This window comes from Flavobacterium sp. HTF, from assembly GCF_003105115.1.
Classification (GTDB): domain Bacteria; phylum Bacteroidota; class Bacteroidia; order Flavobacteriales; family Flavobacteriaceae; genus Flavobacterium.
In genome coordinates, this window is the sequence record NZ_QETH01000069.1 from 1 (window position 1) to 23,916 (window position 23,916).

Sequence of the window (23,916 nt, forward strand, 5' to 3'; positions counted from 1 at the left end):
AGTTAGGATGTTTGTTTCTTATAAATTATAGAGCCTAGACAGTAACACAGATTAAACGGATACGCTTTCGCGAAAGCACGGATTGAACGTATTGTTTACTGTCATAAAAAAAGAAATCAGTTTAATCAGCGCTTTCGCGAAAGCGAACCAGTAAAATCCGCGTCAAATCGCATCAAATACAAAAATTTAAAACTTACTCACCGCATCCACAAAATAAGGCGAATCATTCCATCTGATTTTTCTGTAACTGAAATTTTGTTTTAAAGAATCAGGCAGACAGCCCCAGATTGCTTCATTCATTTTTTCTAATAATAATTTCTTCGAAAAAGTATCCGAAACCACAAAACTGATTTCACGAACCGGTTTTGGATCTTTAAAAGGTTTAAAAAGTTCCGTCTCTTTTTCATTTAAAATAGAAAGCTGCGGAATAATCGCAAATCCCAATTCGGCACGAACCAGATTTTTTAAAGTTTCTATAGAACTGATATCGTAAGTAAACTGTTCTTTTATTTTTCCCGTATTTTTCAGTCCGCAGATATCCAGTAACTGTGCATTATAACAATATTCATGCTGAAGCAATAACAATAATGGTGTATCGCCAGGCTGAATTTCGTAAAAATGCTCCCCTGCCATAGGATGATCTTTATTAAGATAGGCTACAAAAGGTTCCTGAAATACAGGATGCTCGATGAGGTTCTTGTTCCCCGTTGGTGTCGCCATAATGGCAACGTCAATTGCCCCGGTTTCTACGTCATGCATTAATTGTCCCGTATTGGCTTCTTTAATAATAAAATGAACTTTTGGCGTTGTCTCTTTCATTACTTTAATAAATAACGGAATCAGGTACGGGGATAAAGTCGAAATCACGCCGATTTTCAATTCGCCTTCCAGAGCATTTTTTTCATTTACAACAAAATCACGAATTTCATTTGTCTCGCGCAAAATCTTTTTTGCCCTGCTGATAATCTCTTTTCCAAGTTCAGTTGGAGTTAAAGGGACTTTATTCCGGTCGAAAATTTTAATTCCGATTTCTTCTTCCAGATTTTTTAACTGAATCGTTAAGCCGGGCTGCGAAACCATACAAACCTCGGCAGCTCTTGCAAAATGGCGTTCTTCATCGAGAGCGACTATATATTTTAATTGCTGAATTGTCATGATTATAAATTTATTTTATAAAGGTACAAAATTATTAATTTGATTAATAAAAACATCCGCCATAAATTTGTCTCATCAAATCAGAATAACGATTTAAAAAACAATAAGTTAACAAATAATAAAATTAAATCATGAAATTTACAAGAACAGCAAGCGCAAATTGGAAAGGTACAGGAATGGAAGGAAACGGAAAAATCAGTACACAAAGCACAACATTAGACAACGCACAATTATCTTTTAAAACAAGATTCGCCGAAGGTGTCGGAACAAATCCGGAAGAATTAATTGCAGCAGCCCATTCAGGATGTTTTACGATGCAGTTAAGCTTCTTATTATCTGAAGCAGGTTTTGTGCCGGAAGATTTAGATACAAAAGCAAAAGTAACTTTTGAAGACGGAACTATTACTTTGATCCAGTTAGAATTAGAAGGAAAAGTTCCTGGAATCTCAGAAGAACAATTTCAGGAACTGGCTCAGAATGCAAAAGCAATCTGTCCGATTTCAAAATTATTAAATACAGAAATCACTTTATCAGCCGTATTAAATTAATTCTAAAAATCAATTACAATATCAAAAAACAATGGCAACCAGAATCAATTATCTAATTGCCTATTATCAAATTTCTAATTAAAAAATTATTATGAAAACAATCACATTAAAAGAACAATTGAATCGCTATTTCATGTTCGCCGTATTATTTTTCTCTTTCTTCTTTTCAGCAACAATTGCAACTGCTCAGACTGCTCCGGCCGTAAAAAATGTAGTTCTGGTTCATGGCGCTTTCGCGGATGGTTCAGGTTACAGAGGATTATATGATATTTTAACTAAAAAAGGATATCGTGTAACCGTAGTACAAAACCCGCTTTCTTCTCTTGCAGATGACGTAAGAGTAACCAATTTAGCTTTAGACAAACAAGACGGGCCAACCATTTTGGTTGGACATTCATGGGGAGGAACTGTAATCACAGAAGCCGGAAATCACCCAAAAGTTGCAGCATTGGTTTATATAGCAACATTACAGCCTGATAATGGGGAAAACTCTGTACAATGGTTACAAACGGCACCACCGGCTCCTGAAAATGGTGTTTTAGCTCCGGATGATAAAGGGATTGTATATTACGACCAGGCAAAATTTCACGCAGGATTTGCAGGAGACCTTCCAAAAGACCAGTCTGATTTTATGTTTGCTTCACAAGGTGCATTTGTAGCTCAGGGTTTTGGAACACCAATTACAAAAGCAGCCTGGAGAGATAAACCAGCTTACGGAATTGTTGCTACAGAAGATAAAAGCATCGATCCGGGTATAGAACGCGCTATGTACAAACGTTCAAATACAAAAATTACCGAAATAAAAGGAAGTCACGTAGTCTTTATTTCTCAGCCAAAAGCAGTTGCTGAGGTAATCATCACAGCATCAAAAGAGGTGGCTAAAAAATAAATTTATATAAAAGGTTACTTAAAAACTCCGGCATTCGTCGGAGTTTTTTTATTTATGCCCACAAAGGATTTTTGCCGCATCTTTTGCAATTCTGATAGTCTCTACATTTCTTGTCACTTTACTCCTGATAATTGACCCTTCAAAAAGTATCACAATCTGCACTGCCAGTTCTTTATAGTTTGGCAAACCGGATTTTTCCAAAGTAGTTTCTACTAATTTCTGCAAGCCCGCTGTATAATTGTCACAGCTTGTTTCTATATCCTTTGCTTTATTGACATATTCTGTTTTGGCATTCATTACAAAACAGCCATTTTCGTGACCCGCTTCTATTCTTTCTGCTAAGAAATCAAAAATACGCAAAACCTTTTCTGCCGAACTTGTTTTCGGATCCTGATTAATATAATTCAACAGTAACTCACTCATAAAGGATCGATAATGATCTATTGTAGCGAGAATTAAACCTTCTTTGGAACCAAAATGTTTGTACAAAGTTCGTTTAGAAATTCCAGTTCCCTCCATAACGGTGTCTACACCCGTTGCATGAAAGCCATTTTTATAAAATGTATCAAAAGCAAACTTTACCATTTCCTCCCGTTTTAGGGACTTCGCTGAGGGCTTCAAATTTTTTTCCATTTTTTTATTCATTTTATTTTGCAAATGTAAACAGTTCTGTATACATTTGCAAGTGTAAACAGATTAGTTTACACTTTGAATTGAATTTTAAACCAATCAAAAACAATAATTTAAAAGTATAAAATCATGAAAACAAACAACGAATTAGGAACTGCAGTGGTTACCGGAGCATCATCAGGATTAGGAAAAGTATTTGCTCAAAGATTAGCAGAACGAGGTTACAATTTGAAACTGGTGGCACGTCGTGAAGACAAATTAAATGAACTTGCCGACGTACTCCGTGCAAAATATGGCGTAACGGTAACCAATTATGTAGCAGATTTAAGCAATGCAACAGATTTAGAAAAAGTAGCAACAGATATTCAAAATGACTCCAATATTACTTTCTTTATTAATAATGCGGGAACTTCTACCCTTGCGCCTTCCACCAAGACTTCTATTGCAAAACAAAAAGAAATGGTTGATGTTAATATCACCGCTTTAATGTTATTATCAAATGCAGTATTGCCGGGATTTATAGAACGCAATCAGGGAACCTTAATCAATATAGGATCTGTTCTGGGGGCTTATACATTACCCATGAGCAGTATATATAGTGGTACGAAAGGTTTTGTCGTACAATATACACGTGGTTTACAGGAAGAAGTAAAAGGAACAAACATTAAAGTGCAATTGGTAAATCCGTCAATTACAGCAACTGAAATCTGGGAAGTGGGCGGAGTTCCGTTATCTGCTTTGGACCAGGCAGCTATTATGACAACAGAAGATTGTGTTGATGCAGCTTTTGCAGGATTAGATGCCGGAGAACTGGCAACATTCCCTTCTGTTCATAACCAGGAATTGATTGATGCTTATGAAAATGCCCGTATTCAATTATTCACAGGTTCCCAAACCGGAAAACCTGCTGAACGTTACTTGCAAAACTAATCCGCTTTTTTTATATCTCCTTAAAACCAGAAGTGTATCGCTTCTGGTTTTTTGTTTTTACCTCAATATTGTCATTGTAAGGAACGAAGAATCTCCGCAAGAATCCTCGCAAGAATCTCCGTCAAGCATATCTACAATATTGTCATTCTGAGAAACGAAGAATCTCCGTCAAGCATACCCACAATCTTGTCATTCTGAGGAACGAAGAATCTTCGCAAGAATCTCCGTCAAGCATACCCACAATCTTGTCATTCTGAGGAACAAAGAATCTTCGCAAGTAGCTCCACAAAGCATATCCACAATCTTGTCATTCTGAGGAACGAAGAATCTTCGTAAGTAGCTCCACAAAGCATATCCACAATCTTGTCATTCTGAGGAACGAAGAATCTTTGCAAGTAGCTCCACAAAGCATTTCAGTTAATCTTATAAAAACAGATAATTCAAAAAGTCTAAATCCGGATTAATAGTTTTAATTAATTCTATCTTTTTATCTCTGACCCATCCTTTTATTTCTTTCTCACGCATAATTGCTTCCTGGATCCAGGTAAACTTTTCATAATATAATAGAAATTCGACATTATACTTAGATGCAAAACTTTTATTTTGGGCTGTAATATTTTCTTTGTGTTGAATTAGCCGCACTCTTAGGTTATTAGTAACTCCAGTATATAGTACAGTTTTGAACTTATTTGTTATGATATAAATGTAATACGTATGATAACCTTCTGATAATTCCATTTGTCTAAAGTAGATGTTTAGGTTTAATAACAAAATTATAAAAAAAGAAAGATTATTCTTGTTTTATGATTTTGCTTTTTAATATTGGAAATTCTATAATGAAGTACTTTGTGGAGTTACTTGCGAGGATTCTTCGTTCCTCAGAATGACAAGATTGGGGTAAGGCTTCAGATTGTGAATATGCTTATTTATGAAGATACTTGACGGGGTCTTGCGAGGATTCTTCGTTCCTCAGAATGACAAGATTGGGGTAAGGCTTCAGATTGTGGAGTTTCTTGCGAGGATTCTTCGTTCCTCAGAATGACAAGATTGGGGGTATGCTTGACGGAGATTCTTACGAAGATTCTTCGTTCCTTAGAATGATAAGATTGGGGTAAACACTTCAGATTGTAGAGTTACTTGCGAGGATTCTTCGTTCCTCAGAATGACAAAATTGGGGTAAGGCTTCAGATTGTGGATATGCTTATTTATGAAGATACTTGACGGGGTCTTACGAAGATTCTTCGTTCCTCAGAATGACAAGATTGGGGGTATGTTTAACGGAGATACTTGCAAACGTTTCCATAAAACAGTAAATCAAAGAAAAGTTTTAATATCTTCGAAATATGTAAAAATCACTGAGCCTTTAAACACAGTACAAAAGAGCTTTTCAGCAAAGTGATTTATTTGTATTAAAGTGAAATTTGCAGACAGAAAAACTATATTTATACCAATTTGTAAAACAAAATCATGAAAGTAATTATTACAGGTGCAACAGGAATGGTTGGCGAAGGGGTTTTATTTGAATGTCTTGAAAATTATGCGGTAAAAAAAGTATTAATGATCAACCGCAAACCTTCAGGAATTAAACATCCCAAACTGGAAGAACTGATCGTTTTGGATTTTATGCAATTAAGCCGATATGCTGACATATTGCAAGGTTACGATGCCTGTTTTTATTGTGCAGGCGTGAGTTCTGTTGGAATGAATGAAGTAAAATATACATATGTAACCTACGATACAACTTTGGCTTTTGCCAGGGCTTTATCTGAAATAAACCCAAATATGGTTTTTAATTTCGTTACCGGAAGTCATACCGATACTTCTGAAAACGGAAAAGTAATGTGGGCACGCGTAAAAGGAAAAACCGAAAATGACCTGATGAAACTTCCTTTTAAAGGGCAGTATAACTTTCGCCCGGGATTTATGAAACCTTTTAAGGGACAGCAAAACGTTAAACCTTTTTTCAAAATTATAATTCCGCTTTTTCCGCTTTTGTTTCCTAAAAAATCACTGACTCTTGAAGATGTTGGAAAAGCGATGATCAATACCGTAAAAGAAGCTTATCCCAAACAAATTTTAGAAATAGAGGATATAAAAATATTGGCAGAACTTTAGAATCACGCCAAAAAACAGCTGTTTTTCAAAATCGGATACAACAACCACAGAAATGGCTACATCCGGATTCTGAATCCGCCACATCTTTGCAGTGTAATTATTTAATCATTTAAAAATTAAAAAAATGGACACTAAAAAAGTATGGTTGGTAACCGGAGCATCAAAAGGATTAGGTTTAACTCTGGTAAAAGAATTATTGCATGAAGGTTATCAGGTTGCTGCAACTTCAAGAAATGCAAACGATCTTAATAATGAAATTGGTGAAAATGAAAACTTCTTAGCACTTGAAACTGATATTGTCAATGAAAAAAGTGTGGAAAACGCCATTTCATCAGCATTGCAAAAATTTGGCTCTATAGATGTTGTTGTAAACAATGCCGGATACGGACAATTGGGAACTTTAGAAGAATTAAGCGATGCCGAAGCGCATCAGAATTTTGATGCCAATGTGTTTGGAACTCTAAATGTTATCAGAACTGTAATGCCTCATTTTCGCAGCAAAAAGTCAGGGCACATTATCAATATTTCTTCTATTGCCGGGTTTCTTGGCACATTTCCGGGCTGGGGAATTTATAATGCTACAAAATTTGCTGTAGCAGGATTAACAGAAGCACTTTCTGCAGAAATAAAATCTATGGGAATCTCTGCTACAATAGTTTATCCGGGGTATTTTAAAACCAATTTCTTATTGAAAGGTTCTCTAAAACTTGCCGAAAATCCAATTGGAGAATATAAGGAAGCCAGAGAATTAGAAGTTATTCATGAGACACAGGTAATAGGTAATCAGCCGGGTAGCCCTGAAAAAGCAGCCGTTGCTTTTATTAAACTGGCCGAAACCCAAAATCCACCGCTTCATTTATTTCTGGGTTCAGATTCTTTTGGAATGGCGCAAAACAAAATTGAAATACTTCAAAATGAACTGAATTCTAACAAAGAACTAAGTTTTTCTACTGATTTTGAAAAATAAGAATGAGTTTGATAGTAAGGAATAAATCTAAAATTAGGGTTGTAAAACTATAGCCCTAATTTTATACTTTTAATAGATTATTTGAAACAGACAGCATTTAAAATGAAAAACAATATTCACAGATTTGACTCTATTAGCGAATTCCACAAACTAAGCGGACTCCCAAAACCGGAACATCCGTTGGTTAGTCTTGTTGATTATGGAAAAATCGATTATCAGACCGATAGTGATGAAATAAGCTGGGTGCAGAATTTTTATTCGGTTGGATTAAAACGAAATATTAACGGTAAATTTAAATACGGACAGCAGCAATATGATTTCGACGAGGGTTTGATGTCGTTTGTTTCACCGGGACAGCTTGTACATATTGTAATAAACAGAACCGAAGAAATAAAACCAACGGGATTTCTTTTATGTATTCACCCTGATTTTCTTTGGAATACGCCTTTAGCTAAAAAAATAAAACAATATGATTTTTTTAGTTATTCTATAAATGAAGCACTGTTTATGTCTGAAAAAGAAGAAAATATAATTGAAGGAATCATGCAGATTATCCAACAGGAATATCATTCTAACATTGACAAATTCAGCCAGAATATTATTGTTGCCCAAATAGAATTATTGTTTAATTACTGCGAAAGATTTTACCAGCGTCAGTTTATAACCCGAAAAATCAGCAGTCATCAGATTCTCGAACGTTTAGAAGAAATCCTGACGAAGTATTTTGAAAGCAGTGATTTGCAGCACAAAGGGCTGCCAAATGTGCAATATATTTCTAATGAGTTAAATGTATCGGCAACTTATCTGAGCAGCCTCCTGAAAGTATTGACAGGAAAAAGCACTCAACATCACATACACGAAAAACTAATCGAAAAAGCAAAGGAAAAACTTTCTACCACTTCTTTAACCGTAAGTGAAATTGCTTTTGATCTGGGGTTTGAACATTCACAGTCTTTCAGCAAATTATTTAAATCTAAAACAAACGTTTCTCCTATTGAGTTTAGACAGTCTTTTAATTGAAAATAAATTATTAGTAAACGAAAATTTTCAACCAAAACATCTTTTACCTAATTTTACCGCCCACACCTATTCCAAAAAAAATGCAAGCCAAAACCCTCCTAAAAGAACACGTATCAAAAATAGCATCGCTGACAGATGAAGAATTTGATTATTTCTTTTCGCATTTTAAACCGGAAACATTTAAAAAAGGGCAAAGCATAATTACTGAAGGACAGGAAGTTGATAAAGAATATTTTGTCATCGACGGCTGCCTGAAAGCTTTCTTTGTAAACGATGAAGTAAAAATGTACATCCTGCAGTTTGCTATGCCAACCTGGTGGGCTTCTGATTATGCGGCACTTTACAACAATACCAAAGCAACTATAAATGTAGACTGCGTTTCGGATACAGAGATCCTTTCTCTTTCTAACAGCGACCGCGAGAAAATCTGCAGCGAATTGCATCAGGCAGAACATTTCTTTAGATGGAGAACCAACAGAGGGTATGTAGCGGCTCAGAAAAGACTGCTTTCTTTTATGAACAACGATACCAAAACCAGATACGAAGAACTGCTCGCACTCTACCCGGCACTTTATAATACGGTTCCAAAGCATTTAATCGCTGCTTATCTGGGTGTTTCCAGAGAAACTTTAAGCCGGTTATACCACTCTTCAAAATAGCCATTTTACGAATGTGATCTACATCACGTAACCGATCTGTAATATCGCCATTCCTTTGTACTATAAATTAATAACAATTTAAAAGTACAATAATATGGAAACTCAAAATTTTAAAATTGCAAATGCTCAAAGCAGCGTAAACTGGATCGGTAAAAAAGTAACTGGTGCACACAATGGAACAATCAATATCGAAGACGGAAACTTCACTTTTACAAACGGTGATCTTACCGGAGGAAAAGTAGTTATCGATACTACTTCTATCATAATCCTTGACGTAACAGATCCGGCAACAAACCAACAATTTGCAGGGCATTTGGCTTCTGATGATTTTTTCTCTACAGACAAATTCAAAACAGCATTTTTAGACATTACATCTGTATCAAAACAATCTTCTTCTGATTATTTTGTTGAAGGTAACCTTACTATTAAAGCCATCACACATCCAGTAGGTTTTAATCTGGAAGTAAAAAACAACAACGACGAGCTTAAAGCTTCCGGAAAAATTATCATTGACCGTACCAAATACGATATGAAATTCCGTTCTGGAAATTTCTTTACCAATCTTGGTGATACTTTGATCTACAACGAATTTGAATTGGAAGTTGACGTTACAGCAAAACTTGCTTAATTCTTAGAAATCATGCCATACGTAAAAATTGAGGTTACACGCGAAGGCGTTACCAGAGAGCAAAAACAAAAGCTTATTGCCGGAATAACCAATCTTATTACCGACGTATTAGACAAAGATCCTAGTCTTACACATGTTGTAATTCAGGAAATAGAATTAGACGACTGGGGTTTTGCAGGTGAACAGGTTTCGGTACTGCGTGAAAAAGGAATCACAGCTCAAAAAAAATAATTTAAAATATAAAGAAATGAAAACAATAATAGTAACCGGTGCTTCTACCGGAATCGGAAAAGCAATTGCTGAATTATTTTTGGCAAAAGGGCACAATCTGGTAATCAACTCAGCCAATGCAGCTAATCTTGAAACTACTTATAAAGAATTAAATAATCCGGATAAAGTAGCAATGGTTGCCGGAGATATTAGTTTAATTGCAACAGGAAAAAAACTGGTTGAAACTGCTATAGAACGTTTTGGAAGTGCAGATGTCCTGGTGAATAATGCCGGAATTTTTGAACCTAAATCTTTTTTGGATGTAGAAGAAAAAGACCTTGATAAATTTTTAAACATCAACTTAAAAGGTACTTTCTTCACCAGCCAGGCAGCTGTAAAACAAATGTTGAAACAAGGAGAAGGATCTATCATCAATATCGGAACAGTACTGGTAGATCACGCTATTGACGGTTTTCCTGCCACAGCTCCAATATCAAGCAAAGGCGGAATCCATGCTCTGACAAGACAGCTTGCTGCCGAATTCGGAAAAAATAATATCCGTGTCAATGCTATTGCTCCCGGAATTATCAGAAGTCCGCTGCAAGCCAAAACCGGTGTTAGCAATGCCGATTCACTAGCAGGTTTACATTTACTAAATCGTATCGGGGAAACCAGCGATGTGGCAGAATTGGCGTTATATCTTGCTGAAAGTAACTTTGTTACCGGAGAAATCATTAATTTAGATGGCGGACATGTTTCCGGGCACAGTATTTAATTTTTGATCGTTAAAAAATAATTAGCTGAGCGGAGATTCCATAATCTTGTCATTTCGACGAAGGAGAAATCTCCGCAAGAAGCTCCACAATCATAATCAAAAAATCTTTGTTAAAGCTTACAACGAAAACAACACGCTAAAAATTATAAACCTTGCGGAGTTACTCGTGGAGATTTCTCCTTCGTCGAAATGACACAAAATGAGAATAAAAAATCTAAAATAAAAAATTATGGACAATTTTAGTACAAGTGCAGCATTAATTACTGCTTTGATTATGAACTACTTCAATGGTATTTACAATGGTGATACCGCTTTATTGGAAAAGACTTTTCACCCAAAAGCATTAATCGTTGGAGACATTAAGGGACTGCCTTATTTTAAAACCCTGGATCAATATCTGGAAGGGGTAAAAGGCCGCAAGAGTCCTCATGAACTTGGAGAGAAATTCAAAATGGAAATCATATCTTTAGAAGTCATCAATAATACGGCTGTAGCCAAAGTGAAAGTTCCGATATTTGAATATAACTATTATGATCAGCTAAGCCTTTCCATTGTAGATGGTAAATGGGTTATCGTAAACAAAATGCTAACACACGTAAACCAATAAGTGATGTGGAATTCAACTAAAATAACACAATTACTAGGCATACAATATCCTATTCTGCTGGGTCCAATGGGCGGTAGTTTTTCAACTCCCGCTTTACTGGCTTCTGTAAGCAATGCCGGCGGACTGGGAAGTTTTGGTGCTTATACTTTAACACCCGAAGAAATCCTGCAGGCTGATAAAAACATAAAGGCTGCAACCACTAAGCCCTATAACATTAATTTATGGGTGAATGATGTGGACAAAGCCCTCATGAATTATCCACAGGAAAAAATAGAGCAAATCAAACAAATCTATAAACCTTTTTTTGATGAGCTAGGGATTCCTTTACCGGATTTATCTGCTGATATTCCGTCTAAATTTGAAAAACAGGTTGACGTTTTATTCGAAATCAAACCCGCTGTTTTCAGTTTTATTTTCGGAATTCCGTCTAAAGAAATCCTCAACGAAAGCCGAAGACTGGGTATAAAAACAGTTGGTGCCGCCACGACTTTAGAAGAAGCACTTGCGCTTGAAGAAGCAAAGGTAGACGCCATTGTTGCTGCAGGGTTTGAAGCCGGAGGCCACAGGCCTTCTTTCCTGAGACCCGCGCAGGATTCTTTTACCGGGTTATTTTCGCTTTTACAGCAGTTAAAAACCAAAATCAAAACACCAATCATAGCAGCTGGCGGAATCACTGATGCCAAAGGTATTGCTGCAGCCTTAACTTTAGGAGCCGATGCGGTACAAATGGGTACTGCTTTTATGGTTACCGATCAGTCGGGTGCACATCCGGTACACAAAGAAGCAATGTTTTCAGGTGCTTTAAATCATACGACAGTTTCAAAATCACTAACCGGAAGAATGGGGCGAATGGTAAGTAATCGGATTTCAGAAGGAATTCCTTTTGAGACGGAAGTCCTTCCTTTTCCGCTGCAAACCAAATTAATTGCTCCTTTGAGAGTCGCTGCTTTGGAACAAAACAGAACCGATATGGTCAGCTTTTGGTCAGGTCAGAATAACAGTTCCTTAAAACACCACAACGCTGATGAACTGATGCAGGAATTAATTATGGAAACTGGGTCTATACTTAACCGCTAAATTTTTTACGTTGTCGTTTTACCGCAAAGTTCGCTAAGATTTTTTTGAAGTACTTTGAACACAGTTTAAGTTCGCAAAGGCTTTGGACTAGCTAAAACTTTGCGAACTTAAAACGCACTCTACTTTAAAAAAACTTTGCGGACTTTGCGGTAAAAAACCTTCATGGTTTAAAAATTCACATTGTCCGGTTCGCCTTTCATTTTGTCCGGTTCGGCATATTATTGATATTTTATTTAGCGGTTTCGACGCACTTTTGTCCCGATAAATAACTAAAAATATTAAAAATCATGAACACAAAATCAACAAAAATCATTTACTGGACAGGAATCGTATTAACTTCTTTATGGTTTGGCGCAAGCGGATTCTTTGAATTAACCAATAATCCAATTGTTTGGGAAATTACACAACAATTGGGTTATCCGGCACATTTTATTTATTTACTTGGTATATTTAAATTGTCAGGAGTTATCACTTTATTAATTCCGAATAAATTACTCCGATTAAAAGAATGGGTATTTGCGGGAATCTTTTTCGACATCATTTTTGCTTTCTTTTCCAAAATTGCCGTGCTTGGTTTCCCTGCAGCAACGGATGCCATTATCGCTTTTGTTATGGTGAGCGTAACATATGTGATGTTCAGAAAATTATATACTGCAACTTACAGCCCTGTGGAGGCAAACTAATTGATTTTCAATAAAAACAAAATTGCCTGAGATTTTGTCCCAGGCAATTTGTTTTACTTAAACTTTAATCAAAATGAAAAAAATCATCCTTATTATCAGCATTATATTATCAGCTCTTTTCTTCCTGAGCTGCTTTATGTTTCCGGGAATAGACTACGGATTATAAAATACCGGCCAGTTAATTTATCATGTGATGAATTAACTGGTTATCTGTTTTCCAGCCAGCTTAAGAAAGCGGTTGTTTTTTCTTTTCCGATCAATAATTTTTCTTCTGTAGGAATCGTCAGTTTAATAATCAGCTTACGCGAAAAATAATGCTCAGCTTCTCTGATAGCCGAAAAATTGACCAGATATTGCCTGTTGATTCGGAAGAATTGAATCGGAGACAACAATTTATGAATTTCATCTAATGATTGCGTAATCTGATATTCATTTTTATCAAAAGTCATAATCGTCGGCGTCTCATATTTGATATAAAAAAAAGCAATATTCTCCGTTTGAACGGTTTGGTATTTATTGTTTTTAAAAACCAAAAAACTGCTTTTTCCTGTATTTTCTCCGGTCCTGGTTAACAAGTACTCAAAATCGGGCATCATTTTTTTATTACGCTGAAAAAAGTTTTTCAGTTCTCCGGCTTTCTTAATGGCACTCGAAATACTTTCCCTGGAAAAAGGTTTTAATACATAATCAATTCCGTTTGATTTAAAAGCCTCGATAGCATAATCATCAAAAGCAGTGCAGAAAATTACAGGTGACAATACTTCAACGTTTTTGAAAATTTCAAAACACTGACCATCCGCCAGCTGAATATCCATAAAAATAAGGTCCGGCTGGTCGTTTTCCAAAAGATAGCTCACCGCACCGTCTATACTTTGTATGTACGACAAAATCTGGGCATCCGGTCTGATACTCAAAATTAACTGTCCAAGCGCTTTAGCTGTTTTTACTTCATCTTCAATTATTATGATAGTCATAGATAGTTGGAATTTTTACTTTAAAAATAGTTTCGGTTTTGTCAATTTCAATTTCCTTGTGCAGCAAGTGCATAAAACGCTGGTTAATATTATCAAGTCCGACTCCGGTAGATAATACACCTCTTTTGAGCTGAATCTTATTTTCAACCACCAGAAAATCGCCTTCAGTATATAATTTAATTATTAAAGGTTTATCCAGCGATACAATATTGTGTTTGATGCAGTTTTCTATTAAAAGCTGTAGCGTAAAAGGCGGAATTGCAGCATCGTATTGTTTGGCATCTACTTCATTTTGGAGAACAAATCCGTCCTCAAAACGCGCTTTCAGAAGATATACATAAGAATCCAGAATCTGAAGTTCTTCTCTGAGCGAAATCAGATCCATTTTTCTGCTTTCGAGCGTAAACCTATAAAAATCAGAAAGCTTCAATATAAAATCCGAACTCATCGGATCATTAATATCCACCATTGATTTTAAAGTATTCAGGCTGTTAAACAAAAAATGCGGATTTACCTGCTGTTTTAGTAATTCATATTGTGCCCCCAGGTTTACGGATTTTGTTCGCTCCAGCTCCACTCCCATTTGCTGTGTCTGGTAGTTCTGAAAAAGCAGGTGCAGGAACATATACACAATCAGGTTAATTAAAACCCCTCTCAATTCGAACATTATGGGAGCATCCATAGAAACCTCAAAAAGTTCCTGATGCGCAATTACCAGAATTATCATTATCAGAATCCCCATCAGGACACTCAGAAATAGTTTTCCGTTAAATAAGTTTTTGGAGGTACGCTGTGATGAAAATTTCGGCAGGCTGTAAATATTGTAATACCAGATAAAAATCGAAAAACACAGCGTAATCGAAGAGTTAATGATAATATCGTGTGGTGTCGAAAAAGAATCAAATAATTTGGGTATCGAAGCCAAAACGGCCAGCGAAACTGAGCTTCCCCAGATAACCTTTCCAGATACTTCAAAGCGTTTTTTTTGTTTTTCCATTTTAGTATAAATCATTAAAGCCTACCCAAAGGTAAGCTTATTTTGAAAATTTAACAGTTGATATATTTATTTCTCATTTACTGATTCTGGCCTTATCTGCTCCCAAAATAGCTCCGGAATTACTATCCTGAACAAATCCAATTATTTCAAAATCATTGGTATTAAAATCTTTAGGAGCAGTGATTGTGGCACTTCCGTGCCCATTAGTCTTTAATGCAACACTTTGAAATTGCCTTACGATCTGATAATGAGATAAAATACGGTGCGCGTTTTCACCTCTTTTTACGTTACTTTTTGCTGATTTTTGTACAGCGGCAAATACCAGACGGCTATTTTTTGAAATTCCGTTTACAGTATAACTCACATTCAGTTTGTTATTTATGACATTAGCTTCTAAAGATAAATCTGCTGTTGCCGGTTTCGAAAGTGTATTTTTAACAGCAGACCGTACCGAAGTTTCATCAGAAGCTATATAATCCTTTCTGCCGTTTACCACAAGCTGAGGCGTATAAATAGGTTCTTTTCCTAACCATTTTGCGTAATCGTATTGCCTTTTGGTATAATCAGGATTGCTGAAAATATCTTTCCAGCCCTGTCTGTCCCAGTAATCGACGTGATACGACAGAACATACACCTGATCGTCTTTGTATTCGTTTTGAATTCTTCCCATTAATTCATCTGCCGGCGGACAGCTCGAACAGCCTTCGGAAGTAAACAATTCCAATACGGCAAATCCTTTTAGTGCCTTTTTATCTGCATTGTTTTGTGCAAAAGCGGAAAATTCGATTAGTAATAATAAGGCAGTGAAAACGGGTAATATTTTTATTTTTTTCATGATTTCTGAGTTCCTTTAAAAAAGAACCCTCTTCGTTTGGAAGAGGTTTCTGTGCTTAATTAAATAATATTAATCTCGACATTAATGTTTCCTCTTGTCGCTTTAGAATACGGACAAGTGTTGTGTGCTTCTGCAGCAACCGCTTTTGCTACTTCTGTATCTAAGCCCGGAAGACTGATGTTTAAACGTGCCTGTAAAGAATAAGCTCCGTCAGTAGCAACTAAATCTACCTCTGCATCTACAGCAGTTTCTGCAGGTAATTTGATATTCATTTTTCCGGCTGCAATTCCCATTGCCCCAATAAAACAGGCAGACCATCCTGCTGCGAATAATTGTTCCGGATTTGTTCCCGGTTTTGAAGACCCCGGAGAAGTCAGTTTTACATTTAGATTGTCATCTGAACTTTTTGAAGCACCTTCTCTTCCTCCTGTAGTGTGTGTTTTTCCTGTGTATAAGACTTTTGTTTCCATGATAAATTTAATTTTAGATTGTTGATTTTAGATTTTAGATTATTTGAAATTGAATTTTGCTCATTGATATTGAATTATCTAATTGACTCATTATCTAATTATCTCATTTAGGCATTACATCAATAATCGCCTGAGCAAATGATTTTGGATCTTCCTGTGGTACATCGTGACCTATTCCTTTTAGGATTCTGTGCTCGTATTTTCCTTTAAACTTGTTAGCATAGCCTTTTCCATCCGCTAAAGCACCATCAAAGTCACTAGCAATTGTAATCGTCGGAACTGTAATTTCAGGTCTTGCTGACAAACGTTTTTCTAAACTGTCGTATTGAGCTTCTCCCCCTTCAAGTGACTGACGCCATCTGTAATTATGAATCACAATAGCGACGTGATCCGGATTGTTGAAAGACTGCGCAGTCTGGTCGTAAGTTGCTTTGTCAAAATTCCAGATTGGAGAAGCCAGTTTCCAGATTAGTTTATTAAACTCATATGTATTTTGGCTGTAACCTGTTTTACCTCTTTCGGTTGCAAAATAATACTGGTACCACCATCCGTATTCTGCTGTTGGAGGCAACGGTTTTAAATTCGCTTCAAGATTTACCACAATGTAACCACTTACAGAAACCAAACCGTTTACACGTTCCGGCCAAAGTGCTGCTACTGCTACCGCTGTTCTTGCTCCCCAGTCAAATCCGCCTATAGTTGCCTTTTTGATTTTCAGGGCATCCATCAGGGCAATTACATCTGTTGCCAAAGCTGCCTGCTGTCCGTTTCTGAAAGTGGTGTCAGATAAAAAATGTGTGGTACCAAAACCTCTCAAATAAGGCGTAATTACTCTGTAACCTTTCGCCACTAAAATTGGCACTACTTCATTATAACTGTGAATATCGTAAGGCCAGCCGTGAAGCAAAATTACCGGACTCCCGTTCGCTGGTCCTGCTTCTGTATAACCTACATTTAGCAAGCCGGCATTGATTTGTTTTAATGTTCCAAGCGAACTGCTTACTTCGATTTTATTTTGTTTTTCTGATTGCGCATTACTAAAATTCACACTTAGTAAAAGAACTGCAATTAGAACGATTTTGTTTATTATAGTTTTCATATTTTTTTGATTTAAGAATTTTGATTAGTTAAATTTCTTTGTCAAAGGTATCCTGACAGTCATCGTTTTACAATCAGAAAAAAGGTCAAATGGACAAAGTAAGGGTTGAATTGGACAGAAGTTAAAGTGTGTCTCCTGCAACAGGTTAAAAGATTAAAGGATTAGTTTTCACGCAGATTTATTCTGGATTTTATTTTAAAAAATAATCTGCACAAATCAGCTTAATCTGCGTGAAACCAAACAAAGTATATTATTTTCTTAACCCTTTAAAAGCTGCACGAAGTTCTATGGTAAAAATCTGTGGTTCTTCCCATGAAGCAAAATGTCCTCCTTTGTTTACTTCGTTAAAATAACTTAGGTTTTTATACGCTCTTTCTGCCCAGCTTTTTGGTGCCTGGTAAATTTCTCCCGGAAAAACAGTTATTGCAACCGGAACTTTAATTTCAACCGTTCTTTGTTCTACAGCGTTGAAGTTATTGTTGTTGTTTTCCCAGTACAATTGTGCAGATGAATTGGCCGTGTTGGTAAACCAGTACAAGGAAATATCATCCAGCATTTCTGTTTTGGTCAGTGATTTCTCTGCATTTCCTCCGCTGTACGTCCATTCGTTGAATTTATCAAGGAAAAACGAAGCAAGTCCAACCGGAGAATCTGTAAGTCCGTAACCCAAAGTCTGAGGGCGTGTCACCATCATTCCGGCATAACCACCGCCTTTAGTATATAACTTGTTTAGTGAATTAAACGCTGCGTTTTCTTTTACTGATAATCCTGCCGGTGCCGGATCTCCGTCTTTCAAAGCTTTGGCAACATCGGCCGGAACCGTTGCAGGCATATTTACGTGAATTCCCAACAAACCTTCCGGAGCCTGACGTCCCATCGCATCTGCCACTACAGAACCCCAGTCGCCACCTTGCGATACATACTTTTTGTATCCTAAACGTTTCATTAAAACATCCCAGGCAGTACCAATTTTTTCTGGCCCCCAACCTGCACTTTTTGGTTTTTCAGAGAAACCGTAACCCGGCATTGACGGAATTACAAGATCAAAAGCGTCTTCGGCTTTTCCGCCATAAGCAGTTGGATCTGTAAGCGGCCCGATTACTTTCAAAAGTTCAAAGAAAGATCCCGGCCAGCCGTGAGTAATAATTAAAGGCAAAGCATTTTTATGTTTAGAACGAATGTGGATGAACTGAATATCCAGTCCGTCGATATTGGTTACAAATTGTGGCAATGAGTTTAATTTGGCTTCTGTTTTTGTCCAGTCGTAATCGGTACCCCAATATTTTACAAGACTTTTAATCTGAGCTAATTTTACTCCCTGAGACTGGTCTGTAACCGTTTCCTGTTCCGGCCATCTTGTCGCATTTACACGTTCTTTTAGTTCTGTAATTGCCTCTTTTGAAACACTGATGTGATAAGGGCGAATCGATTCCGGATTTTCAATACTTTTTTTCTGTGCAAATCCTGCTGCGGTCATGAAGATAAGAGCGCCTGTTGCCAATACATTAGAAAAGCTGCGTCTGTTGGTTGTATTTGTTTTCATTTTTTTTTGATATTAAATTTTGATTATCTGTTAATTTCTTTGTCAAAAGTATTTCGATAACCCGTGTTTTAAAATCAGAAAACAGCCCAAACGGACAAACTAAACCCTGAAACGGACAATGTGGGGAGTTATGAGTTGTGAGTTATGAATTGAAACGGGAATATTGTTTTTAACCGCAAGGCACGCAAAGTTTTTTATATTCTTTTCCCCTTAAAACCAAAAGGTCGCAAAGCTATATCTATAACTTTGCGATCTTTAAGTGTAATTTTTGCCACTCCCAATAGCTATCGAAATAAAGGATTAAAATAATTTTTCACGCAGATTATGCAGATCTTAGCAGATTATTTTTTTATTTTTTTTATAAATAATCTATTAAAATCCAGCTAAATCTGCTAAATCTGCGTGAAACAAAAAACTTTGCGACTTCGTGACTTTGCGAGATTAAAAAAGAATCTTTGCGACCTTTGCGAACCTTAGCTCCCGATAGCTATCGGGATTGCGGTTAAAAACCTACCCGCAACAAATTCCAACCCGAAACCTGAAACCTGAAACTTGAAACCTGAAACAAAAACTTACGCCAGCACCATTCCGCCATCCATAAGGAAATCGGCTCCGGTGATGAATTTTGACGCATCGCTGCTTAAGTACGATACCATTTTGGCTACATCTGCAGCAGTTCCCATTTGTTTTAGCGGAATCTTATCTACCACAACATCCATAATACCTTTTACGGTAGCCTCGTCCAAGCCTACTTTTTTCATTACTTCCGTTTCTGTTGGCCCCGGACTAACCGAATTAACCCTGATTTTTCTTGGTGCCAGTTCCAGTGCTGCTGATCTCATAACCGAATTCAAAGCCGTTTTACTTGAAGAATAAACTGATGATCCCGGGCCAGGCATACTTGCTGTATTCGAAGAAAGAAACACCACCGAAGCACCGTCTTTTAAAATCGGAGTAAATTTACTCAGCGTAAAAAATGCCCCTTTGAAGTTAACATTCATAATACTGTCAAACAATTCCTCCGACGTTTGCTCGATTGTACCCAAGCCCGCAATTCCGGCATTCACAAAAAGAATATCCACCGTCCCGAAATCTGCTTTTACTTTTGAAGCCAGTTTTTCGATATCCGTCACACTCGACTGATCGGCTACGATAGCATTTACACCCAATTCAGAAGCCGCCGTTTCAATCGCTTCTTTTCTTCTTCCGGTAATGATTACCGTTGCGCCCTGCTCTTTTAATTGTTTTGCCGTAGCATAACCGATTCCACTGTTTCCGCCTGTTATTACTGCAACTTTATTTTTAAGATTGTCCATTTTTAAATGTTTTTAAATTAACGGGACAAAGTTAAATCGGAAAAGATATTCCTTTTTTGATGGTATCATCGAGTATACCGCTGGTAGATTTTGGTATCTATTAGAATCCCGATCGCTATCGAAACCAGCACACTACAAAAAACAAATAGCTAAAATCCTATTCTGTTATTTAAAAAACTTTTACTGGACATTTTACCCAAAACATATCTATAATTTCAACTAATCTATTCAAAATCAATCCCAATATCAAGTAACAAACAAATACATTTTATTATGTCAAAATTTTCAGAACAGGTTCATATTTCAATAAGTTCATTTGAAAAAAACGTCATTTATTACGATTTGCAGGTTTCACAAAAAATGGCAGATCACCATTACTTTTCCTTTATCTGGCAATATACAGGGAAACCTGTAATTGAGCCCGAAGACCAGGCAAAAGCAATAAGCAAATTTACCGGCAGCCAGGTCATCTTCACATTCAGGGTCAACGAAATCAGGTTGATGTCAAAAGGAATCATCACAGGATTAAAATCAATCGATAAAGACGGAAGCCCTGCCGGATTACACGTTTTTGGCACCAGTCATACCATCGTCATCGATGATATGCCAAAATCCAGAATTTTCCTCAATAAAAACCTGCAGCAGATTGCTTTGGATGTCTTTGACGAAGAAAATTCAGGTGAGTTTTACCAGCGCGAAGCCATTGTACCTACGTACACAAAAGAATTTCAATACAAACCACAGTACAACGAAACGAACTTCGATTTCATGAAAAGGCTTTCGAAACGATATGGTCAGTGGTTTTATTTTGACGGAATGCGCATGCAGTTCGGACAGACAAAAGCCAGCAAGGTGAAACTTATCAACGGATCATCGCTCCATAAATTTACGATCGAGGCAAACCTGATTTCGCAAAAAACTTCCTTTTCGGGCTACGATTATAATGCTGCCGCCACCATTCGCGATGCAGCAGAACGAACAACAACAGGAAGCAAAGACCGATTTGCCGTATCCATGGGCTGGAACCAGGGATCTGTAGTACGCAAAGATTTAAATATTGGTGCTTATACCCACAACGCACAGAACAAGGAAAACCTGGAAGAAATGGTAAAACTGCAAACCGCAGGCCATGACGCCAATAGTGTTTTTTATAGCGGAATATCTTATCTGCCAATTGGTTTGGGGCAGGTTTTTACGGTTCAGAATAAAACGGTAGAACACCAGCTGATTGCCATAGAAATCATCCATTGTTCTGAAGTACACGGAAATTACAGCTGCGAGTTCAGGGCAATTCCTGCAGATGTCGAGGCGCCGCATTATACAGATGCAACAGCCTTTGCCCCTGCCGAGAGCCAGTCTGCCAAAATCATTGACAACAATGATCCCGAAGGTCTTGGCCGTGTCCGTGTCAAATTTTACTGGACAAACTACCGCTGCGACAGCGACTGGATGCGTGTCGTACAATCGTATGCAGGTTCCGGAAAAGGAAATTATTTCAGACCTGAAATTGGCGAAGAAGTGCGTATAGGTTTTGAAGGCAACAATGCCGAATGTCCGTATGTATCCGGAACGTATTATAACGGACAGGAAAAACCGGAATTTTTTGATCCTCAAAATAGTATTAAAGGATGGAAACTCCGATTTGGAATGCTTTTCAAGTTTATAGAAAAAGTGGGAATCTGGCTTTCTGATCCTAGCGGAAATGAAGTTCATTTAGATGAACAAAATAAAAACATCACGATAACTACTCCCGGAACTTTAACACTCAATTGTGCAAATTTGATTTTAAATGTTGATCAAAATATGGCAACAAATGTTACACTCAATAAGACAGATATTATAGGAGTAAATCATTGCGAAAGTATTGGAGGGTCAAAAGAATTGGGTGTTGGTTCAGATTTTAATACTGTTATTGATGGAAAATATTTGGAACATATTAAAGGTGATTATAAATCCACTACGGAAAAAGATAGACATGATAATAGCAAGGAAGGTTTACATCATTACACCGAAGGTGATTTGAGTAAGAATGCTAAAAAAGAAATACAAAATAATAGTGGAGAACAAACCAGACAGAACTAAATCATGAGCAGAATAAGAATTGTTGAAGGAACAACTACAATACATACTAAAGGAAATCATAGTATGTATTCGCAAGGCAATATTACATTTAATGCAAATGGATTTATTAATGAAAGTGCTGAGAGTCATTCTTATGGTAATCCTATTGAAGCAACCCCTATAGTTTTTGAATATAGGATTATTAATATCAATGGCCATTTTTATAATGAAGATGGAACTTTTGAAGGAAAAATTAATGAACCGGATTTCGAAGGGACTGTTGATGATGTATATGTTTGTGATGGAAAATCAACTCAAAAAGATAAAAATGGAATAGATTTTTTGACTTATAATAATACTAAATCTTTGAATATTAAAAATGTCGTTTTTTTAAGGATTGCTGGACTAGCTTATTCAGAATCAGGATTCGCAGTTGATGTGATAAAAAATATTCCGTTTATAATTATGAATCATCATAAACAATTGACACACTCTAATGTTTTAAAATATAAAAATAACTGGCTTCTAAACAATACATTAATTAAAATGAGAAATAAGTGGAATGACAAAACCTACGCTCATACATTCCATTATGGAGCCCAAGGAAATTCTTCCTTCAGAAATTTTTTAAATATAAAATTAAATGAAGATATTGACTATGATAAAAATTCTGAAGGAAGGAACAACAATGATAAAATGAAAACTGCGATTGAATATACTATTAAAGCTGTCAAATATTTTAACAATGAATATATTGATGAAGATTATTCAAATGGTGGAATTGGTTGGCAAGGTGCTGATATTTGTACCAACGAAAATTGGAAAAAATGGCTGTTCATACATGAAGAACATAAAAAAAATGCATTTAAGAATTGGGAAAATTCGTATATATTAGAAAAATCTAAATTTGAATCAGTCTCTGTATTTAAGGGTGATTTTGGCACAACAGTAATTTATAAATCAACTACTTATAGTTTAGAAAGTAGTTCAACTGGTAATTTATGAAAAAAGAATATTGTTTTATCTTATTTTTCTTCATCCTAGCATTAGTAAATGCTCAGAAAAAAAATTCTAATCTTATTCAAAAAAAAATTGAATCATGCAGGATATTGATCAATGACTCTGTTAGTGTTTATAAAATACATGAAAATTTAAAAAATGATTGTGTTGATATTATCATTAAAACTGAAAATAGCATTACTTCAAAATGCTTCAATCAGAATATTACTAATGATATAATTTCTGCACTAAATCAATATCAAAATCCAGTAATAAAATTAAATGATAGACTTATAGATATAAATATAACAGATTTTAAAAACCTAATTCCAAATAAAATAAGCATATTAAGAAAAAAATACAAAATTTTAATTGTTGAATTATATAACTTTTCATATTCAACTGTAGGAAATACGTATATCAATTTATGTTTTAAAATTGATAAAAATGGTAAAGTTATAGATAAAAAAATAATTGAATCAAAATTACAAATGAAAATGAATAGTTATAATAAGGTTTTCTAATAGATAATAAAAGTTACAAATGGAATTTCTGGGACTAGTAGTGCTGGTAAAAGTATTTTCTGGAAAATAACAAAAATTGATAATTCAAAAACTAAATAAGATGAGAATATTTTTTTTAATGACAATATTAACCTGTTCGATTTTAACTTTTTGCAATAAAAAAACAAAACAGATTGAAAATTCTTTTAAACTAGTATTTATAAAG

General features: G+C 36.0%; 26 protein-coding genes. 16 read left to right on the forward strand and 10 right to left on the reverse strand.

Translation table 11 applies throughout. The annotated features are described in order from the left end of the window. Positions 1-186: 186 nt before the first annotated feature. On the reverse strand, positions 187-1,155 hold the full coding sequence (locus DCO46_RS16945) for a hydrogen peroxide-inducible genes activator (protein WP_116753687.1): 969 nt from the start codon (positions 1,153-1,155) through the stop codon (positions 187-189). A gap of 131 nt (positions 1,156-1,286) precedes the next feature. Here DCO46_RS16945 and DCO46_RS16950 point away from each other — a divergent pair, with 131 nt between their 5' ends. Together DCO46_RS16950 and DCO46_RS16955 are read left to right on the forward strand one after the other, a co-directional pair. Continuing rightward, the gene (locus tag DCO46_RS16950) at positions 1,287-1,703 is read left to right on the forward strand and encodes an OsmC family protein (protein WP_116753688.1); all 417 of its coding nucleotides are present in this window, start codon (positions 1,287-1,289) and stop codon (positions 1,701-1,703) included. 91 nt (positions 1,704-1,794) lie between these two features. Beyond that, the gene (locus tag DCO46_RS16955) at positions 1,795-2,592 is read left to right on the forward strand and encodes an alpha/beta hydrolase (protein ID WP_243416340.1); all 798 of its coding nucleotides are present in this window, start codon (positions 1,795-1,797) and stop codon (positions 2,590-2,592) included. 48 nt (positions 2,593-2,640) lie between these two features. Here DCO46_RS16955 and DCO46_RS16960 read toward each other — a convergent pair whose 3' ends face one another. Next, a complete protein-coding gene (locus tag DCO46_RS16960; RefSeq protein ID WP_165828995.1) occupies positions 2,641-3,177 on the reverse strand; it encodes a TetR/AcrR family transcriptional regulator in 537 nt (178 codons plus the stop codon). A 174-nt stretch (positions 3,178-3,351) separates the two neighbouring features. On the opposite strand from DCO46_RS16960, the gene DCO46_RS16965 reads away from it, so the two are divergent. Beyond that, entirely contained in the window at positions 3,352-4,152 is an 801-nt protein-coding gene (locus DCO46_RS16965) for an SDR family NAD(P)-dependent oxidoreductase (RefSeq protein WP_116753690.1), read from the forward strand. Between the two features lie 423 nt (positions 4,153-4,575). On the opposite strand, the gene DCO46_RS16970 is transcribed toward DCO46_RS16965, so the two are convergent. Further along, on the reverse strand, positions 4,576-4,890 hold the full coding sequence (locus DCO46_RS16970) for a GIY-YIG nuclease family protein (RefSeq protein WP_116753691.1): 315 nt from the start codon (positions 4,888-4,890) through the stop codon (positions 4,576-4,578). A 729-nt stretch (positions 4,891-5,619) separates the two neighbouring features. Here DCO46_RS16970 and DCO46_RS16980 point away from each other — a divergent pair. The 10 genes from DCO46_RS16980 (at position 5,620) to DCO46_RS17025 (ending at position 12,893) form a co-directional block, all read left to right on the forward strand. Further along, positions 5,620-6,267, forward strand: a complete 648-nt coding sequence (locus tag DCO46_RS16980) for an NAD-dependent epimerase/dehydratase family protein (RefSeq protein ID WP_116753693.1) — start codon at positions 5,620-5,622, stop codon at positions 6,265-6,267. A 124-nt stretch (positions 6,268-6,391) separates the two neighbouring features. Further along, entirely contained in the window at positions 6,392-7,234 is an 843-nt protein-coding gene (locus DCO46_RS16985; protein WP_116753694.1) for an SDR family NAD(P)-dependent oxidoreductase, read from the forward strand. 102 nt (positions 7,235-7,336) lie between these two features. Next, entirely contained in the window at positions 7,337-8,254 is a 918-nt protein-coding gene (locus DCO46_RS16990; RefSeq protein ID WP_116753695.1) for a helix-turn-helix domain-containing protein, read from the forward strand. An 80-nt stretch (positions 8,255-8,334) separates the two neighbouring features. Beyond that, entirely contained in the window at positions 8,335-8,913 is a 579-nt protein-coding gene (locus DCO46_RS16995) for a Crp/Fnr family transcriptional regulator (protein ID WP_116753696.1), read from the forward strand. Positions 8,914-9,007: 94 nt separating this feature from the next. Next, entirely contained in the window at positions 9,008-9,541 is a 534-nt protein-coding gene (locus DCO46_RS17000) for a YceI family protein (RefSeq protein WP_116753697.1), read from the forward strand. Between the two features lie 12 nt (positions 9,542-9,553). Further along, a complete protein-coding gene (locus tag DCO46_RS17005; protein WP_116753698.1) occupies positions 9,554-9,772 on the forward strand; it encodes a tautomerase family protein in 219 nt (72 codons plus the stop codon). 16 nt (positions 9,773-9,788) lie between these two features. Then, positions 9,789-10,526 (forward strand): SDR family NAD(P)-dependent oxidoreductase, encoded by a 738-nt coding sequence (locus DCO46_RS17010; RefSeq protein WP_116753712.1) that lies wholly within the window; start codon positions 9,789-9,791, stop codon positions 10,524-10,526. Positions 10,527-10,755: 229 nt separating this feature from the next. Continuing rightward, positions 10,756-11,133 carry a nuclear transport factor 2 family protein gene (locus DCO46_RS17015; protein ID WP_116753699.1) on the forward strand — a complete coding sequence of 126 codons (378 nt, stop codon included), beginning with the start codon at positions 10,756-10,758 and terminating at the stop codon, positions 11,131-11,133. Between the two features lie 3 nt (positions 11,134-11,136). Then, entirely contained in the window at positions 11,137-12,210 is a 1,074-nt protein-coding gene (locus DCO46_RS17020; protein ID WP_116753700.1) for an NAD(P)H-dependent flavin oxidoreductase, read from the forward strand. Between the two features lie 287 nt (positions 12,211-12,497). Then, positions 12,498-12,893 (forward strand): DoxX family protein, encoded by a 396-nt coding sequence (locus DCO46_RS17025; RefSeq protein WP_116753701.1) that lies wholly within the window; start codon positions 12,498-12,500, stop codon positions 12,891-12,893. A gap of 206 nt (positions 12,894-13,099) precedes the next feature. Here DCO46_RS17025 and DCO46_RS17030 read toward each other — a convergent pair whose 3' ends face one another. From DCO46_RS17030 to DCO46_RS17060, 7 genes are all read right to left on the reverse strand, one after another. Continuing rightward, entirely contained in the window at positions 13,100-13,867 is a 768-nt protein-coding gene (locus DCO46_RS17030; RefSeq protein ID WP_116753702.1) for a LytR/AlgR family response regulator transcription factor, read from the reverse strand. Next, positions 13,848-14,864: a sensor histidine kinase gene (locus DCO46_RS17035; RefSeq protein ID WP_116753713.1), complete on the reverse strand. Its 1,017-nt coding sequence runs from the start codon at positions 14,862-14,864 to the stop codon at positions 13,848-13,850. Before DCO46_RS17035 ends, DCO46_RS17030 begins: the two co-directional genes overlap by 20 nt. Positions 14,865-14,937: 73 nt before the next feature. Next, the gene (locus DCO46_RS17040; protein WP_116753703.1) at positions 14,938-15,699 is read right to left on the reverse strand and encodes a DUF1223 domain-containing protein; all 762 of its coding nucleotides are present in this window, start codon (positions 15,697-15,699) and stop codon (positions 14,938-14,940) included. 59 nt (positions 15,700-15,758) lie between these two features. Next, positions 15,759-16,169 carry an organic hydroperoxide resistance protein gene (locus DCO46_RS17045; RefSeq protein ID WP_116753704.1) on the reverse strand — a complete coding sequence of 137 codons (411 nt, stop codon included), beginning with the start codon at positions 16,167-16,169 and terminating at the stop codon, positions 15,759-15,761. Positions 16,170-16,272: 103 nt separating this feature from the next. Then, a complete protein-coding gene (locus DCO46_RS17050; RefSeq protein WP_116753705.1) occupies positions 16,273-17,268 on the reverse strand; it encodes an alpha/beta fold hydrolase in 996 nt (331 codons plus the stop codon). A 250-nt stretch (positions 17,269-17,518) separates the two neighbouring features. Continuing rightward, a complete protein-coding gene (locus DCO46_RS17055) occupies positions 17,519-18,811 on the reverse strand; it encodes an epoxide hydrolase family protein (RefSeq protein ID WP_116753706.1) in 1,293 nt (430 codons plus the stop codon). A gap of 572 nt (positions 18,812-19,383) precedes the next feature. Continuing rightward, positions 19,384-20,127, reverse strand: coding sequence for an SDR family oxidoreductase (locus DCO46_RS17060; protein WP_116753707.1), 744 nt, complete (start codon positions 20,125-20,127; stop codon positions 19,384-19,386). A gap of 273 nt (positions 20,128-20,400) precedes the next feature. On the opposite strand from DCO46_RS17060, the gene DCO46_RS17065 reads away from it, so the two are divergent. The 3 genes from DCO46_RS17065 to DCO46_RS17075 are packed head-to-tail and all read left to right on the forward strand — an operon-like array spanning position 20,401 to position 23,711. Then, positions 20,401-22,209, forward strand: coding sequence for a type VI secretion system Vgr family protein (locus DCO46_RS17065; protein WP_116753708.1), 1,809 nt, complete (start codon positions 20,401-20,403; stop codon positions 22,207-22,209). 3 nt (positions 22,210-22,212) lie between these two features. Next, positions 22,213-23,193: a hypothetical protein gene (locus DCO46_RS17070; RefSeq protein ID WP_116753709.1), complete on the forward strand. Its 981-nt coding sequence runs from the start codon at positions 22,213-22,215 to the stop codon at positions 23,191-23,193. Beyond that, the gene (locus DCO46_RS17075) at positions 23,190-23,711 is read left to right on the forward strand and encodes a hypothetical protein (RefSeq protein WP_116753710.1); all 522 of its coding nucleotides are present in this window, start codon (positions 23,190-23,192) and stop codon (positions 23,709-23,711) included. The genes DCO46_RS17070 and DCO46_RS17075 overlap by 4 nt, the downstream gene beginning before the upstream one ends. The last annotated feature ends 205 nt before the right edge of the window (positions 23,712-23,916 follow it).